Raw genomic sequence first — 15,418 nt, forward strand, 5'->3', positions numbered from 1 at the left:
AAGCGAGTCTCCCGTCACTCGAACGACACCGCACGCGCGCGTGCGCCTACGCTGGACCGCATGCCCACGTTGATCCTGGTCAGGCACGGACGCTCCACCGCCAACACAGAAGGGCTGCTCGCCGGCTGGACGCCCGGTGTCGCCCTCGACGAGCGCGGCGCCGCGCAGGCCGCCGCACTGCCCGGACGGCTCGCCGAACTGCCCCTCGCCGAGATCGTCACCAGCCCCCTCCAGCGCTGTCAGGAAACGATCCGGCCCCTGCTGGAGGCAAGGCCCGACCTGAGCCCGCACACCGACGAGCGCATCGGCGAGTGCCACTACGGCGACTGGTCCGGACGCAAGCTCGCCGAGCTCAAGGACGAGCCCCTGATGGAGGTGGTGCAGGCCCACCCGTCCGCGGCGGCGTTCCCCGGCGGGGAGTCCATGCGGGCCATGCAGACGCGCGCCGCCGAGGCCGTGCGCGAGTGGAACGCGCGCGTGGAGCGCGACCACGGCGCCGGCGCCGTCTACCTCATGTGCTCGCACGGCGACATCATCAAGTCGCTCGTCGCCGACGCACTCGGACTTCACCTGGACCTCTTCCAGCGGATTTCCGTTGAACCGTGTTCCATCACCGCGATCCGCTACACACGACTGCGGCCGTTTCTCGTCCGGCTCGGTGACACGGGCGACTTCACGTCCCTGGCGCCGCGCGAGGCACCGCCGGGCGGCGAGGCCGAAGTCGGGGGTGGTGCGGGCGCACCGTGATCGTTCGCCGCAGTAGGGTGAAGCGGTCGCAGCAGTGCCGTGGTCACACGGTTCCCACGATCCCAATGGAGACAGGACGTGTCCCGTCAGGTGTTCCTCTACGACCATCCGGAGCGTTTCGTGGCCGGCACGGTCGGACTGCCCGGGCGCCGTTCGTTCTTCCTCCAGGCCACCGCAGGCTCCCGGGTGACCAGCGTGGCCCTGGAGAAGACGCAGGTCGCAGCGCTCGCCGAACGCATGGACGAACTGCTCGACGAGGTGGTACGCCGTAGCGGCGGCAGCGCCCACGTCCCCGCCGTCGCACCGTCGGACACCGACACCGCCCCGTTGGACACCCCCATCGAGGAGGAGTTCCGGGTCGGCACCATGGCGCTCGCCTGGGACGGCGACGAGCAGCTCATGATCGTCGAGGCGCAGGCGCTCGTGGAGCTCGACGCCGAATCCGAGGAGGACCTCGCCGAGGCCGAGGAGCGGCTGCTCCAGGACGAGGAGAACGGTCCGCCGATGCTGCGGGTCCGGCTCACCGGCGCGCAGGCCAGGGCCTTCGCCAAACGCGCCCTCGACGTCGTCAACGCCGGGCGGCCGCCGTGCCCGCTGTGCAGCCTCCCGCTCGACCCGGAAGGACACGTATGTCCGCGCCAGAACGGATACCGCCGCGGAGCGTGACGCCCCCACCGGACGCCGCCGGGCTGCTCGCCCGGGGCGAACTGACCGTCCGCGGACGCATCCGTGAGGCCTCCAACGCCGCCCTGTACTGCACGGTGTCGTACGACGGCGAGGACGCGGCCTGCATCTACAAACCGGTCGCGGGGGAGCGGCCCCTGTGGGACTTCCCCGACGGGACGCTGGCCCAGCGCGAGGTCGCCGCGTACGAGGTCTCCGAGGCCACCGGCTGGGGCCTCGTGCCGCCCACCGTGCTGCGCGAGGGCCCCTACGGCGAGGGCATGTGCCAGCTGTGGGTCGAGGTGGCCCCCGAGGCGGAACTGCTCGCCCTGGTCGACGGCGAGGAACCCGAGCCGGGCTGGAAGGCGATCGGCTTCGCCGAGGTCGGTGAGGGACGCACCGCGCTGCTCGTGCACGCCGACGACGAACGGCTGCGGCGTCTGGCGGTCCTCGACGCGGTCATCAACAACGCCGACCGCAAGGGCGGGCACCTGCTGCCCACCGGCGAAGGACGGCTGTACGGCATCGACCACGGGGTCACGTTCAACGCCGAGAACAAGCTGCGGACCCTGCTGTGGGGCTGGGCGGGGGAGGCCCTCACCGAGGAGGCCGTCGACGTCCTCGAAGGCCTCAGGAAGGGCCTGGCCGAGGGCGGGCCGCTCGCCGCCCGGCTGGAACCGCTGATCACCGGCGCCGAGATCGACGCCACCCGCGCGCGGGTCGGCGCCCTGCTCGCCTCGGGCACCCACCCGGAGCCGAGCGGGGAGTGGCCGGCGATCCCCTGGCCGCCCGTGTAGCAGCACAGGCACCCGGAACACCGCAAGAGCGCCTTCTCGGCCGTCCGGCCCGCTCCCATTCGTATATGGAACTTCAGTCCGGTTAGGCTCATGGCATGCATGCCTGGCCCGCTTCCGAGGTCCCCGCCCTGCCTGGTCAGGGCCGCGACCTGAGGATCCACGACACCGCGACCGGCGGCCTCGTCACCCTCGACCCCGGTCCCGTCGCCCGTATCTACGTCTGTGGCATCACCCCGTACGACGCCACACACCTGGGACACGCGGCGACCTACAACGCGTTCGACCTCGTGCAGCGCGTGTGGCTCGACACCAAGCGGCAGGTTCACTACGTCCAGAACGTCACCGACGTCGACGACCCCCTCCTGGAGCGGGCCCAGCGCGACGGCATCGACTGGGCCGCCCTCGCCGAGAAGGAGACGGCCCTCTTCCGCGAGGACATGACGGCCCTGCGGATGCTGCCGCCGCGGCAGTACATAGGCGCCGTCGAGGCCATACCCGGCATCGTCCCGCTCGTCGAGCGGCTCCGGGACGTCGGCGCGGCCTACGAACTGGAGGGGGACGTCTACTTCTCCGTCGAGTCCGACCCGCACTTCGGCAAGGTCTCGAACCTCGACGCCGCGGCGATGCGACTGCTGTCCGCCGAGCGCGGCGGCGACCCGGACCGCCCGGGCAAGAAGAACCCGCTCGACCCGATGCTGTGGATGGCGGCCCGTGAGGGCGAGCCCAGCTGGGACGGCGGATCGCTCGGGCGCGGACGCCCCGGCTGGCACATCGAGTGTGTCGCCATCGCCCTCGACCACCTCGGCATGGGCTTCGACATCCAGGGCGGCGGCTCCGACCTCGCCTTCCCGCACCACGAGATGGGCGCCTCGCACGCCCAGGCCCTCACCGGCGAGTTCCCCATGGCCAAGGCGTATGTGCACGCCGGCATGGTCGCCCTGGACGGCGAGAAGATGTCCAAGTCCAAGGGCAACCTGGTCTTCGTGTCCAAACTCCGGCACGACGGCGTCGACCCGGCCGCCATCCGGCTCGCGCTGCTCGCCCACCACTACCGCGCCGACTGGGAGTACACCGACCAGGTCCTTCAGGACGCCGTCGAGCGGCTCGGCCGCTGGCGGGCCGCCGTGTCCCGGCCCGACGGACCGCCGGCGGAGGCGGTCGTCGACGAGATCCGCGAGGCCCTCGCGAACGACCTGGACGCCCCGGCCGCACTCACCGCGGTCGACCGCTGGGCCGCACTCCAGGAGCGGAGCGGCGGCACCGACATCGGCGCGCCCGGGGTGGTCTCCCGGGCGGTGGACGCGCTGCTGGGTGTGGCGCTGTAGCCCACAGGCACACAGCTGTAGCCCACAGGCACACAGAGGGGCGTCTCCCGGCCGGGAGACGCCCCTCTGACCTGTTGGTGCCGTGTCCTCAGTCGTCCGACGACTCGTCGTCGTCCGTGCCCGGCTTGGGCGGCTTCGGCGGGCGGGTGCGGCCGCTGGGGTTGTCCCGCAGGTACGACGTGCTGTCGCTGCCGTCGGCCGTGGCGTGGCCACCGGGCGCGGGCGGTCCGCCGCCGTCGTGGCGCCGCAGATAGCGCTCGAACTCCCGGGCGATGGCCTCGCCGGACGCCTCCGGCAGCTCGGCGGTGTCCCGGGCCTCCTCCAGCGACTGGACGTACTCGGCGACCTCGCTGTCCTCGGCGGCCAGCTGGTCCACGCCGACCTGCCAGGCGCGCGCGTCCTCGGGCAGCTCGCCCAGCGGGATCCGCACGTCGATCAGGTCCTCCAGGCGGTTCAGCAGGGCCAGCGTGGCCTTCGGGTTCGGCGGCTGCGACACGTAGTGCGGCACCGCCGCCCAGAGCGAGACGGCCGGGACGCCCGCGTGCGTGCACGCCTCCTGGAGGACGCCGACGATGCCCGTGGGGCCCTCGTACTTGGTCTCCTCCAAGTCCATGCGGCGGGCCAGGTCCGGGTCGGACGTGGTGCCGCTGATCGGAACCGGACGGGTGTGCGGGGTGTCGCCGAGCAGGGCGCCCAGGACCACGACCAGTTCCACGCCCAGTTCGTGCGCGAAGCCGAGCAGTTCGTTGCAGAACGACCGCCACCGCATGGACGGTTCGATGCCCCTCACGAGGACCAGGTCGCGCGGCTTCTCGCCGCCGACCCGGACCACCGACAGCCTGGTCGTGGGCCAGGTGATCTTGCGGACGCCCGCTTCCATGAACACCGTGGGGCGGTTCACCTGGAAGTCGTAGTAGTCCTCGGCATCCAGCGCCGCGAAGACCTCGCCCTTCCATTCCCTGTCCAGATGCGCGACCGCGGTGGAGGCGGCGTCGCCGGCGTCGTTCCAGCCCTCGAACGCGGCCACCATGACCGGGTCGACCAGCTCGGGAACCCCCTCGAGCTCGATCACCCAGCGCCTCCTTCCGACGTGCCCTCGCTTGACCACCCAACCTTACGGCGTGCCGCGGGGGCGCCCGCAGCCCCCTCGCAGGGGGAGTGCCCCCATCACTGCCCCGCGATCCGCCCCCGAACACCCCGGGTTCGTCCGGGCGGTCCGTGAGGCCCTGGTCACAGCGTGGAGCGCAGCCACTGCTCCACACTCGCGATGTGCACGGTCGCCCACGAGCGGGCGGCCTCGGCGTCCCGGTCGCGCAGGGCGGCGAGGATCGCACGGTGCTCGCGCAGGGTGCGGGCGACGGCGTCCTCCTGTGTGAGGCCGCGCCAGATGCGGGCCCGGGTGGTGGGACCCGAAAGACCGTCGAGCAGCGAGCACAGCACGGAGTTGCCCGAGCTGTGCACGATGCCCCGGTGGAACTCCAGGTCACAGGCGACCAGATCCTCCACCGACGGGTTCTCGCCGAGCCTGTCCAGCTGGGCCGTCAGCGCGTCCAGTTGCTGCTCGCTGATCCGCACGGCCGCCATCGCGGTCGCCGCCGGCTCCAGGATGCGGCGTACGGCGAGGAACTCCAGGACCGTGTCGTCGCGGTGGAAGTCGACGACGAAGCTCATTGCCTCCAGCAGGAGTTGCGGGTCGAGGCTGGTGACGTACGTGCCGTCGCCCTGCCGTACGTCCAGGATCCGGATGAGCGACAGGGCGCGCACCGCCTCCCGCAGGGAGTTGCGGGACAGCCCGAGGCCGGCGGCGAGTTCGCTCTCCTTGGGCAGCCGGTCGCCCGGACCCAGCGCGCCGGAGACGATCATTCCCTTGATCTTCTCGATCGCCTCGTCGGTGACTGCCATGGCCGGCCTCCCAGTGCGTTCAAGACCTCCGACGTATCAGGTCATTATGCGGGCACGGGAACGCGGAAGGGGCGGCTCCGTCGGCGTGGAACCGCCCCTTCCGGATCGGGATCCCCCGTACCCGTACCTACTTCTTGTCGAGCAGGTCCTGCACCTTGGCGCGGACGTCGTCCGTGGCGAGGCCGCGGATCGTCAGCGTCGTGCGGCGGCGCAGCACGTCGTCCTGCGTCTCGGCCCACTCGTGGTCCCGGGCCCAGACGACCTGCGCCCAGATCTCCGGGGCGTCGGGGTGGACGCGCTCGGCGAGCTCGGGGCTCTCGTTGGCCATGCGGGCGATGTCGAAGGCCAGCGAGCCGTAGTGCGTGGCCAGGTGCCTGGCCGTGTCGGCCGCCATGCGCGGGCCGGGCGCCGGCCGGTCGGTGAGCAGCCGGTGGGCGACCGCGCGCGGGTTGGCGATGCCGGGCAGCGGCAGCTTCTTCGGCAGGGCGCTGATCGGCTCGAAGTCGTCGCCCAGCGGGTGGCCCGGCAGCGTCTCCAGCTTCTTCATGATGGTGCGGCCGATGTGGCGGAAGGTGGTCCACTTGCCGCCCGCGACCGACAGCATGCCGCCCCGGCCCTCGGTCACCACCGTCTCGCGCTTGGCCTTGGCGGTGTCGCCGGGGCCGCCCGGCAGCACGCGCAGGCCGGCGAAGGAGTACGTGATGAGGTCGCGGCTCAGCTGCTGGTCGCGGACCGAGAAGGCGGCCTCGTCGAGGATCTGGGTTATGTCCTGCTCGGTGACCGAGACGTCCGCCGGGTCGCCCTCGAACACCTCGTCGGTGGTGCCGAGCAGCAGCATGTCCTCCCAGGGGAGGGCGAAGGTGATGCGGTACTTGTCGATCGGGGTGGCGAGCGCGGCCTTCCAGGGGGAGGTGCGCTTGAGGACCAGGTGCGCGCCCTTCGACAGACGGATGGACGGCGCCGCGTTCGGGTTCTCCATCCTGCGCAGGTGGTCGACCCACGGGCCGGTCGCGTTGAGCACGAGACGGGCACTGACGCCGAACTCGTCGCCGGACAGGCGGTCCTTCAGCTCGGCGCCGGTGACACGGCCCTGCGTGAAGCGAAGACCCGTCACCTCGGCGTGGTTCAGGACGACCGCGCCCGCCTCGACGGCCCCGCGGACCGTCATCAGCGCCATGCGGGCGTCGTTCATCTGGTCGTCGCCGTACACGGCCACGGCCTTGAGGTTCTCGGTGCGCAGCTCGGGCACGTCCTGCGCGGCCTTGGCCGGCGACAGCAGGTGCCCGACGCCGTCACCGAACGCGGAGAGCGCGGAGTAGGCGAAGACGCCCGCGCCGAGCTTCGCCGCGCCGTGCGGCCCGCCCTTGTACACGGGGAGGTAGAACGTGAGCGGGTTCGCCAGGTGGGGAGCCACCTGGCGGGAGACCGCACGGCGCTCGAAGTGGTTCTCCGCCACCAGCTTCACCGCGCCGGTCTGCAGGTAGCGCAGACCGCCGTGGAGCAGCTTGGAGGAGGCGGAGGACGTGGCGCCGGCGAAGTCGCCGGCGTCCACCAGAGCCACCCTGAGGCCGGACTGCGCGGCGTGCCAGGCGGTGGAGATGCCCAGGATGCCGCCGCCGATCACGAGAAGGTCGTACGACGCCTTGGAGAGCTGCTCCCTGGTCTCGGCTCGGCTCGGGTTCGAGCCGGAGGCCGGGTGCGTCCCCAGGGCAGGCACGGACTGCAGGGTGGACTTGGTGGTCATGCTGTTTCTTACTCCTCGTCCTCGAGCCAGCCCATGGTCCGCTCGACGGCCTTGAGCCAGTTCTTGTACTCACGGGCGCGGGTCTCCGCGTCCATGCGGGGGGTCCACTCGGCGGCCCGCCGCCAGTTGGCGCGCAGGTCGTCGGTGCTGTTCCAGAAGCCGACGGCGAGACCGGCGGCGTAGGCGGCGCCGAGGCAGGTGGTCTCGGCGACCATCGGGCGCACCACGGGGGCGTCCACGAAGTCGGCGAGGGTCTGCATCAGCAGGTTGTTGGAGGTCATGCCGCCGTCGACCTTGAGGGCGGCCAGCTCCACGCCGGAGTCCTTCGTCATGGCGTCCGCGATCTCCCGCGTCTGCCAGGCGGTCGCCTCCAGGACGGCGCGCGCGAGGTGCGCCTTGGTGACGTACCGGGTCAGGCCGGCGATCACACCGCGGGCGTCGGAGCGCCAGTACGGGGCGAACAGGCCGGAGAAGGCCGGCACGAAGTAGGCGCCGCCGTTGTCCTCGACCGACAGGGCGAGGGTCTCGATCTCGGCGGCGGTGGAGATCAGGCCCATCTGGTCGCGCATCCACTGCACCAGCGAACCCGTGACGGCGATCGAGCCCTCCAGGGCGTAGACCGTGTCCTGGTCGCCGATCTTGTAGCCGACGGTGGTCAGCAGCCCGCTGTAGGAGTTGATGATCTTGTCACCGGTGTTCATCACCATGAAGGTGCCGGTGCCGTAGGTCGACTTGGTCTCGCCCTCGGCGAAACAGGTCTGGCCGAACAGGGCCGCCTGCTGGTCGCCGAGCGCCGAGGCGACCGCGATGCCGCCGAGCAGGTCGCCCAGCTTTCCGCCGGTGATCTCGCCGTAGACCTCGGCGGAGGAGCGGATCTCGGGCAGGATCTGCTGCGGGACGCCGATGGACTCGCAGATCTTGTCGTCCCACTGCATGGTGTGCAGGTTCATGAGCATCGTGCGCGAGGCGTTGGTGACGTCCGTGACGTGCTTGCCGCCGTTGACACCACCGGTCAGGTTCCAGATGACCCAGGTGTCCATGGTGCCGAAGAGGATGTCGCCCGCCTCGGCGCGCTCCTTCAGGCCGTCGACGTTGTCGAGCAGCCAGCGGGCCTTGGGGCCGGCGAAGTAGGAGGCCAGGGGCAGGCCCGTCTCGCGGCGGAAGCGGTCCTGGCCGACGTTGCGGCCGAGCTCGCGGCAGAGGGCGTCGGTGCGGGTGTCCTGCCACACGATGGCGTTGTGGACGGGCTCACCGGTGTTCTTGTCCCACAGCACGGTCGTCTCGCGCTGGTTGGTGATGCCGATGGCCTTGATGTCGTCGCGGGTGATGCCGGCCTTCTCGATGGCCCCGGCGACGACCTCCTGGACGTTCGTCCAGATCTCGGTGGCGTTGTGCTCGACCCAGCCCGGCTTCGGGAAGATCTGCTCGTGCTCCTTCTGGTCGACGGAGACGATCCGGCCGTCCCGGTCGAAGACGATGCAGCGGCTGGAGGTGGTGCCCTGGTCGATGGCGGCGATGAAGGGGCCGGCGGTGTGCGCGTCGGTCACTGTGTCTCCTGGAAAGTTCCGTGTTTATGGGGCTTTACGTACGGCGCGTGCCGAGAGTTTCGCGAAGCGGCGGTAAATGCCGCTCCTAGGCGAACGCGACGTTGTAGATGCCTGCGGCGATGGCCCCGCCGATCAGCGGGCCGACCACCGGAACCCAGGCGTAGCCCCAGTCGGAGCCGCCCTTGTTGGGCAGGGGCAGCAGGGCGTGCACGATGCGCGGACCGAGGTCACGGGCCGGGTTGATCGCATACCCCGTCGGACCGCCGAGCGACAGGCCGATGGAGACCACGACGAGCGCGGTGATCAGGGCGCCCAGGTTGCCCAGGCCGTTGCCCTTGTCGTTCAGGCCCTGGGTGAGCACGGCGAGCACCAGCACGATGGTGCCGATGACCTCCGTCGCGATGTTCTGCCAGGCGACACGGACCTCGGGGCCGGTGGAGAAGACGCCCAGCACGGGGCCGGCGCCCTTCTCCTGGGCCTCGACGGCCTTGACCTTGGTGTCCTGCGCACCCGGACCGCCGACTATCTCGCGGTCGGTGAGGTGCGCGTGGAACTGACCGTAGTAAGCGATCCAGACCAGGGCCGCGCCGATCATGGCGCCGAGGATCTGGCCGGCCCAGTAGACCGGGACGTTCTTCCAGTCGCCGTCCTTGATCGCGAGGGCGAGGGTGACGGCCGGGTTCAGATGGGCGCCGGAGAGCGGCGCCGAGGTGTAGACGGCCGTGAGCACAGCGAAGCCCCACCCGAAGGTGATGGCGAGCCAGCCGGCGTTACGTGCCTTGGAGGCCTTCAGCGTGACGGCGGCACAGACGCCGCCGCCGAGGAGGATGAGTATGGCGGTACCGATGGTCTCGCCGATGAAGATGTCGGAGCTGGACACCCGCGACTCCTTTGTCCTACGTCCAGGGAAGTTCGATACCGGCCTGGCGTTGTCACACTCTAGCGCGTATTGCCGGTAGCTGTTCGACAATGTCGACCGATGGACGGGAGTCTTGCTTCGGCGTTACGAGCACGTCAAGGGCTGTGTTGTCGAAAATACGATCGTTACTGATCGCCGCGGTCCCAAGGATCTTTGCCGCAGGTGAGCGCGGACATGCCGAGAACCGGGACGCCGTACGGCGCCCCGGTCCGCTCGTGTGCCGTCAGAACCGCCCGGCGCCCAGGTCCCGCGAGACCGCGCGGGCGCAGTCCCGAACCGCCGCGATCAGCTCCGGCCGCAGCTCGCCGTCCCGGCACAGCCGCTCCACGGCGCCGGTGATGCCGACCGCGCCGACCGGCATGCGCCGCCGGTCGTGGATGGGGGCGGCGAGGGAGGCCACGCCCTCCCAGGTCTCCTCCACGTCCGCCGCGTACCCCCGCGCCCGCGTGACGTCGAGGATGTGCTCGAAGCCCTCCGGCTCGCACACGGTCCGGTCGGTGAACGCCTTGCGGTCGGCCTCCAGCGCCTCGCTGTGCGCCACCGGGTCGTAGGCGGACAGGACCTTGCCCAGGGCCGTGGAGTGCAGCGGCTGCATGGCCCCGATCTCCAGCACCTGCCGGCTGTCGTCGGGCCGGAAGACGTGGTGCACGATCAGCACGCCCTGCTGGTGCAGCACACCCAGATAGACGCTCTCGCCGCTGGAGCGGGCCAGGTCGTCGGCCCACACCAGGGCGCGTGCCCGCAGCTCGTGCACATCGAGGTAGGTGGTGCCCAGGCGCAGCAGCTCGGCGCCCAGCTGGTAGCGCCCGGAGGCGTCGTCCTGCTCCACGAAGCCCTCCTGCTGGAGGGTGCGCAGGATGCCGTGGGCGGTGCCTTTGGCCAGGCCCAGCGACGAGGCGATGTCCGACAGGCCGAGCCGCCGCTCGCCGCCAGCCAGCAGTCGCAGCATCGCGGCCGCCCGCTCGAGCGACTGGATGTTCCGTGCCATCGCCGTCCTGCCTCCGTCCCCTTCGACCGCCGACAAGCGGCACCACAGCCCTCGTTCGGCAATGTCGAACACTACCGGTCGATGCCGACCTCTCGCTAATGGCAGGTCGCCATTTTTCAGCCACCGGTGGCCGATCCGTCACCCGGCGGCCGATCCGGCACCGCCTCGGTCCGGCCGATCCGGCACCGCCTCGGTCCGGCCGATCCGGCACCACCTCAGTCCGCCCCGTGGACGTGCTGCCCATCCAAGCCCACTCCCGGTTACGCTGGCGCGGTGCGCCCATCCCGGATGCCCTCCGGCTGTCCGGGAAGCCGCAAAGCCGACAGCCGTCGCATCCGAGGGAGCCCTTTTCATGGCCTCGTTGCCGCCGACCCCTTCCGCAGACAGCCGGGCCCGTGTGTCCGCGCTCCGAGAAGCCCTGGCCACCCGCGTGGTCGTGGCCGACGGAGCGATGGGCACCATGCTCCAGGCGCAGGACCCCACGCTCGAGGACTTCGAGAATCTCGAGGGCTGCAACGAGATTCTCAACCTGACGCGCCCGGACATCGTCCGTTCGGTCCACTCCGCATACTTCGACGTCGGCGTGGACTGCGTCGAGACCAACACCTTCGGCGCCAACCTCACCGCCCTCGGCGAGTACGACATCCCCGAGCGCGTCACCGAGCTGTCCGAGGCCGGTGCCCGGATCGCCCGCGAGGTGGCCGACGAGTTCACCCGCAGCACCGGGCAGCAGCGCTGGGTGCTCGGCTCGATGGGACCCGGCACCAAGCTGCCCACCCTCGGCCACACCACCTTCGGCGCCATCCGGGACGCCTACCAGCAGAACGCCGAGGGCCTGCTCGCCGGCGGCGCCGACGCGCTGCTCGTGGAGACCACGCAGGACCTGCTCCAGACCAAGGCCTCCGTCATCGCCGCCCGCCGGGCCATGGAGGCCACCGGCCACTCCGTACCGCTGATCGTCTCGGTCACCGTCGAGACGACCGGGACGATGCTCCTCGGCTCCGAGATCGGCGCGGCCCTGACCGCCCTGGAACCGCTCGGCATCGACATCATCGGCCTGAACTGCGCCACGGGCCCGGCCGAGATGAGCGAGCACCTGCGCTTCCTGTCCCGGCACTCGCGCATCCCGCTGTCCTGCATGCCCAACGCGGGCCTGCCGGTGCTGACCAAGGACGGCGCGCACTACCCGCTGACCGCGCCCGAGCTGGCCGAGGCGCAGGGCACCTTCGTCCGGGACTACGGCCTCTCCCTCGTCGGCGGCTGCTGCGGCACCACCCCGGAACACCTGCGGCAGCTGGTCGAGCGTGTCCGGGACACTGCGCCGACCGAGCGCGCCCCGCAGCCCGAGCCGGGCGCGGCCTCCCTGTACCAGTCGGTGCCGTTCCGGCAGGACACCTCCTACCTGGCCATCGGCGAGCGCACCAACGCCAACGGCTCCAAGAAGTTCCGCGAGGCCATGCTGGACGGCCGCTGGGACGACTGCGTGGAGATCGCCCGGGAGCAGATCCGCGAGGGCGCGCACATGCTCGACCTGTGCGTGGACTACGTCGGCCGCGACGGTGTCGCCGACATGGAGGAGCTGGCGGGCCGCTTCGCCACCGCCTCCACCCTGCCCATCGTGCTGGACTCCACCGAGGTCGACGTCGTCCGGGCGGGCCTGGAGAAGCTCGGCGGGCGCGCGGTGATCAACTCGGTGAACTACGAGGACGGCGACGGCCCCGAGTCCCGCTTCGCCAAGGTCACGGCTCTCGCCCAGGAGCACGGCGCCGCCCTCATCGCGCTCACCATCGACGAGGAGGGCCAGGCCCGCACCGCCGAGAAGAAGGTCGAGATCGCCGAACGGCTCATCGACGACCTGACCGGCAACTGGGGCATCCACGAGGAGGACATCCTCGTCGACTGCCTGACCTTCACCATCTGTACCGGCCAGGAGGAGTCCCGCAAGGACGGCATCGCCACCATCGAGGGCATCCGGGAGCTCAAGCGGCGCCACCCGAAGGTGCAGACCACGCTCGGCCTGTCCAACATCTCCTTCGGCCTGAACCCGGCCGCCCGCATCCTGCTGAACTCCGTCTTCCTCGACGAGTGTGTCAAGGCGGGCCTGGACTCGGCGATCGTGCACGCCTCCAAGATCCTGCCGATCGCCCGCTTCAGCGAGGAGGAGGTCCAGACGGCCCTGGACCTCATCCACGACCGCCGCGCCGAGGGCTACGACCCGCTGCAGAAGCTCATGCAGCTGTTCGAGGGCGCCACCGCCAAGTCCCTCAAGGCCGGCAAGGCCGAGGAACTGGCCGCCCTGCCGCTGGACGAGCGCCTCAAGCGGCGCATCATCGACGGCGAGAAGAACGGCCTCGAAGCGGACCTCGACGCGGCCCTCCAGGAGCGGCCCGCGCTCGACATCGTCAACGAGACCCTCCTGGACGGCATGAAGGTCGTCGGCGAACTGTTCGGCTCCGGCCAGATGCAGCTGCCGTTCGTCCTGCAGTCCGCCGAGGTCATGAAGACGGCCGTCGCCCACCTCGAACCGCACATGGAGAAGACCGACGAGGCCGGCAAGGGCACCATCGTGCTCGCCACCGTGCGCGGCGACGTGCACGACATCGGCAAGAACCTCGTCGACATCATCCTGTCCAACAACGGCTACAACGTCGTCAACCTCGGCATCAAGCAGCCGGTCTCCGCGATCCTGGAAGCCGCCGAGGAGCACAAGGCCGACGTCATCGGCATGTCCGGCCTGCTGGTGAAGTCCACGGTGATCATGAAGGAGAACCTGGAGGAGCTCAACCAGCGCGGCCTGGCCTCCGGCTACCCGGTCATCCTCGGCGGCGCCGCCCTCACCCGCGCCTACGTCGAACAGGACCTGCACGAGATCTACCAGGGCGAGGTCCGCTACGCCCGCGACGCCTTCGAGGGGCTGCGCCTGATGGACGCCCTCATCGGCGTCAAGCGGGGCGTGCCCGGCGCGAAGCTGCCCGAACTCAAGCAGCGCCGGGTCAGGGCCGCGGCCCCGGCCGCCGCGGAGGAGCGCCCCGAGGAGGGACATGTCCGCTCCGACGTGGCCACCGACAACCCCGTCCCCGAGCCGCCCTTCCGCGGCACCCGCGTGATCAAGGGCATCCAGCTCAAGGAGTACGCGAGCTGGCTCGACGAGGGCGCCCTGTTCAAGGGTCAGTGGGGCCTGAAGCAGGCCCGCACCGGCGAGGGCCCGTCCTACGAGGAACTCGTCGAGAGCGAGGGCCGGCCCCGGCTGCGCGGCCTGCTCGACCGGCTCCAGACGGAGAACATGCTGGAGGCGGCCGTGGTGTACGGCTACTTCCCGTGCGTCTCCAAGGACGACGACCTGATCATCCTCGACGAGCAGGGCAACGAGCGCACCCGCTTCACCTTCCCGCGCCAGCGCCGGGGCCGCCGCCTGTGCCTGGCCGACTTCTTCCGCCCGGAGGAGTCCGGCGAGACCGACGTCGTCGGCCTCCAGGTCGTCACCGTCGGCTCGCGCATCGGCGAGGAGACCGCGCGGCTCTTCGAGGCCAACGCCTACCGCGACTACCTCGAACTGCACGGCCTGTCCGTGCAGCTGGCCGAGGCGCTCGCCGAGTACTGGCACGCCCGAGTCCGCTCCGAGCTCGGCTTCGCCGGCGAGGACCCCGACGAGATGCAGGGCATGTTCGAGCTGAAGTACCGGGGCGCCCGCTTCTCCCTCGGCTACGGCGCCTGCCCCAACCTGGAGGACCGGGCCAAGATCGCCGACCTGCTCGAACCGGAGCGCATCGGCGTCGAGCTGTCCGAGGAGTTCCAGCTGCACCCCGAGCAGTCCACGGACGCCATCGTGATCCACCACCCGGAGGCCAAGTACTTCAACGCCCGCTGAGCCGCCCCACCGCGCACACGGGCCAAAAGAGGCGCTTCGGCCGCGCACGACGTAGACTGGTCGGTCCACCGCAGGCCGGTTCCCCTCGTGGGAGCCGGCCTGAACGTCCCTCAAGGAGGTACGTGGATGACCAGTACGGTCCCCGCGATCGGAACCCGCACAGCCGAAGGATCGGCCCTCCAAGCCGTGCTCCTCGACATGGACGGCACCCTGGTGGACACGGAGGGCTTCTGGTGGGACGTCGAGGTCGAGGTCTTCGCCTCCCTCGGCCACACGCTCGACGAGTCCTGGCGCCATGTCGTGGTCGGCGGCCCCATGACCCGTAGCGCGGGCTTCCTCATCGAGGCCACCGGCGCCGACATCCCCCTCGACGAGCTCACCGTGCTCCTGAACGACGGCTTCGAGGCCCGCATCGGCCACGCCCTGCCGCTGATGCCGGGCGCCGGGCGGCTGCTCGCCGAGCTGTACGAGTACGAGATCCCCACCGCCCTCGTCTCCGCCTCCCACCGGCGCATCATCGACCGCGTCCTGACCTCGCTCGGCGCCCACCACTTCGGTCTGACGGTCGCCGGTGACGAGGTGCCGCGCACCAAGCCCCACCCCGACCCCTACCTCGCCGCCGCCTCCGGGCTCGGCGTGGACCCGGCCCGCTGCGCCGTCGTCGAGGACACCGCGACCGGGGTCGCCGCCGCCGAGGCCGCGGGCTGCCACGTCGTGGCCGTGCCCTCCGTGGCCCCCATCGCCCCGGCCCTGCGCCGCACGGTCGTGACCTCCCTCGAAGAGGTCGACCTGACATTTCTGCACGGGCTGATGACGGAAATGCGCTAGGCGTTCACCCAGCGTGCAGCGGCGTTAGAGCGGTAATTCCGAAGGCGAATTCGAACCCCGACGGACGAGCGAATTCGCGTACCGCCGAAC

The 15,418-nt window shown here is 70.8% G+C and carries 12 protein-coding genes; 6 read left to right on the forward strand and 6 right to left on the reverse strand.

Annotated features, from left to right (window positions below):
- Positions 1-60: 60 nt before the first annotated feature.
- The 4 genes from BJ965_RS31055 to mshC all read left to right on the forward strand — a co-directional run bounded on the left by BJ965_RS31055 (position 61) and on the right by mshC (position 3,532).
- Positions 61-747 (forward strand): histidine phosphatase family protein, encoded by a 687-nt coding sequence (locus tag BJ965_RS31055; protein WP_184913263.1) that lies wholly within the window; start codon positions 61-63, stop codon positions 745-747.
- A gap of 78 nt (positions 748-825) precedes the next feature.
- Complete coding sequence (locus BJ965_RS31060) at positions 826-1,413, forward strand: DUF3090 domain-containing protein (protein WP_030848551.1); 588 nt, start codon at positions 826-828, stop codon at positions 1,411-1,413.
- Positions 1,377-2,207 carry an SCO1664 family protein gene (locus tag BJ965_RS31065; protein ID WP_184913265.1) on the forward strand — a complete coding sequence of 277 codons (831 nt, stop codon included), beginning with the start codon at positions 1,377-1,379 and terminating at the stop codon, positions 2,205-2,207. Before BJ965_RS31060 ends, BJ965_RS31065 begins: the two co-directional genes overlap by 37 nt.
- Before the next feature lie 95 nt (positions 2,208-2,302).
- Positions 2,303-3,532, forward strand: a complete 1,230-nt coding sequence (gene mshC / locus BJ965_RS31070) for a cysteine--1-D-myo-inosityl 2-amino-2-deoxy-alpha-D-glucopyranoside ligase (RefSeq protein ID WP_184913267.1) — start codon at positions 2,303-2,305, stop codon at positions 3,530-3,532.
- A gap of 88 nt (positions 3,533-3,620) precedes the next feature.
- Here mshC and BJ965_RS31075 read toward each other — a convergent pair whose 3' ends face one another.
- From BJ965_RS31075 to BJ965_RS31100, 6 genes are all read right to left on the reverse strand, one after another.
- Entirely contained in the window at positions 3,621-4,604 is a 984-nt protein-coding gene (locus tag BJ965_RS31075; RefSeq protein WP_184913271.1) for a PAC2 family protein, read from the reverse strand.
- 158 nt (positions 4,605-4,762) lie between these two features.
- Positions 4,763-5,434 (reverse strand): FadR/GntR family transcriptional regulator, encoded by a 672-nt coding sequence (locus tag BJ965_RS31080; protein ID WP_184913273.1) that lies wholly within the window; start codon positions 5,432-5,434, stop codon positions 4,763-4,765.
- 127 nt (positions 5,435-5,561) lie between these two features.
- The gene (locus BJ965_RS31085) at positions 5,562-7,178 is read right to left on the reverse strand and encodes a glycerol-3-phosphate dehydrogenase/oxidase (RefSeq protein ID WP_184913276.1); all 1,617 of its coding nucleotides are present in this window, start codon (positions 7,176-7,178) and stop codon (positions 5,562-5,564) included.
- Between the two features lie 8 nt (positions 7,179-7,186).
- On the reverse strand, positions 7,187-8,725 hold the full coding sequence (gene glpK / locus BJ965_RS31090) for a glycerol kinase GlpK (RefSeq protein WP_184913278.1): 1,539 nt from the start codon (positions 8,723-8,725) through the stop codon (positions 7,187-7,189).
- A gap of 85 nt (positions 8,726-8,810) precedes the next feature.
- Positions 8,811-9,605 carry an MIP/aquaporin family protein gene (locus tag BJ965_RS31095; RefSeq protein WP_030848577.1) on the reverse strand — a complete coding sequence of 265 codons (795 nt, stop codon included), beginning with the start codon at positions 9,603-9,605 and terminating at the stop codon, positions 8,811-8,813.
- A 262-nt stretch (positions 9,606-9,867) separates the two neighbouring features.
- Complete coding sequence (locus BJ965_RS31100; protein ID WP_184913281.1) at positions 9,868-10,632, reverse strand: IclR family transcriptional regulator; 765 nt, start codon at positions 10,630-10,632, stop codon at positions 9,868-9,870.
- A gap of 352 nt (positions 10,633-10,984) precedes the next feature.
- On the opposite strand from BJ965_RS31100, the gene metH reads away from it, so the two are divergent.
- Both metH and BJ965_RS31110 read left to right on the forward strand, forming a co-directional pair.
- On the forward strand, positions 10,985-14,500 hold the full coding sequence (gene metH / locus BJ965_RS31105; protein WP_184913283.1) for a methionine synthase: 3,516 nt from the start codon (positions 10,985-10,987) through the stop codon (positions 14,498-14,500).
- A gap of 126 nt (positions 14,501-14,626) precedes the next feature.
- Positions 14,627-15,328 (forward strand): HAD family hydrolase, encoded by a 702-nt coding sequence (locus BJ965_RS31110; protein WP_184913285.1) that lies wholly within the window; start codon positions 14,627-14,629, stop codon positions 15,326-15,328.
- The last annotated feature ends 90 nt before the right edge of the window (positions 15,329-15,418 follow it).

The sequence above is a fragment of the Streptomyces luteogriseus genome (genome assembly GCF_014205055.1).
Classification (GTDB): domain Bacteria; phylum Actinomycetota; class Actinomycetes; order Streptomycetales; family Streptomycetaceae; genus Streptomyces; species Streptomyces luteogriseus.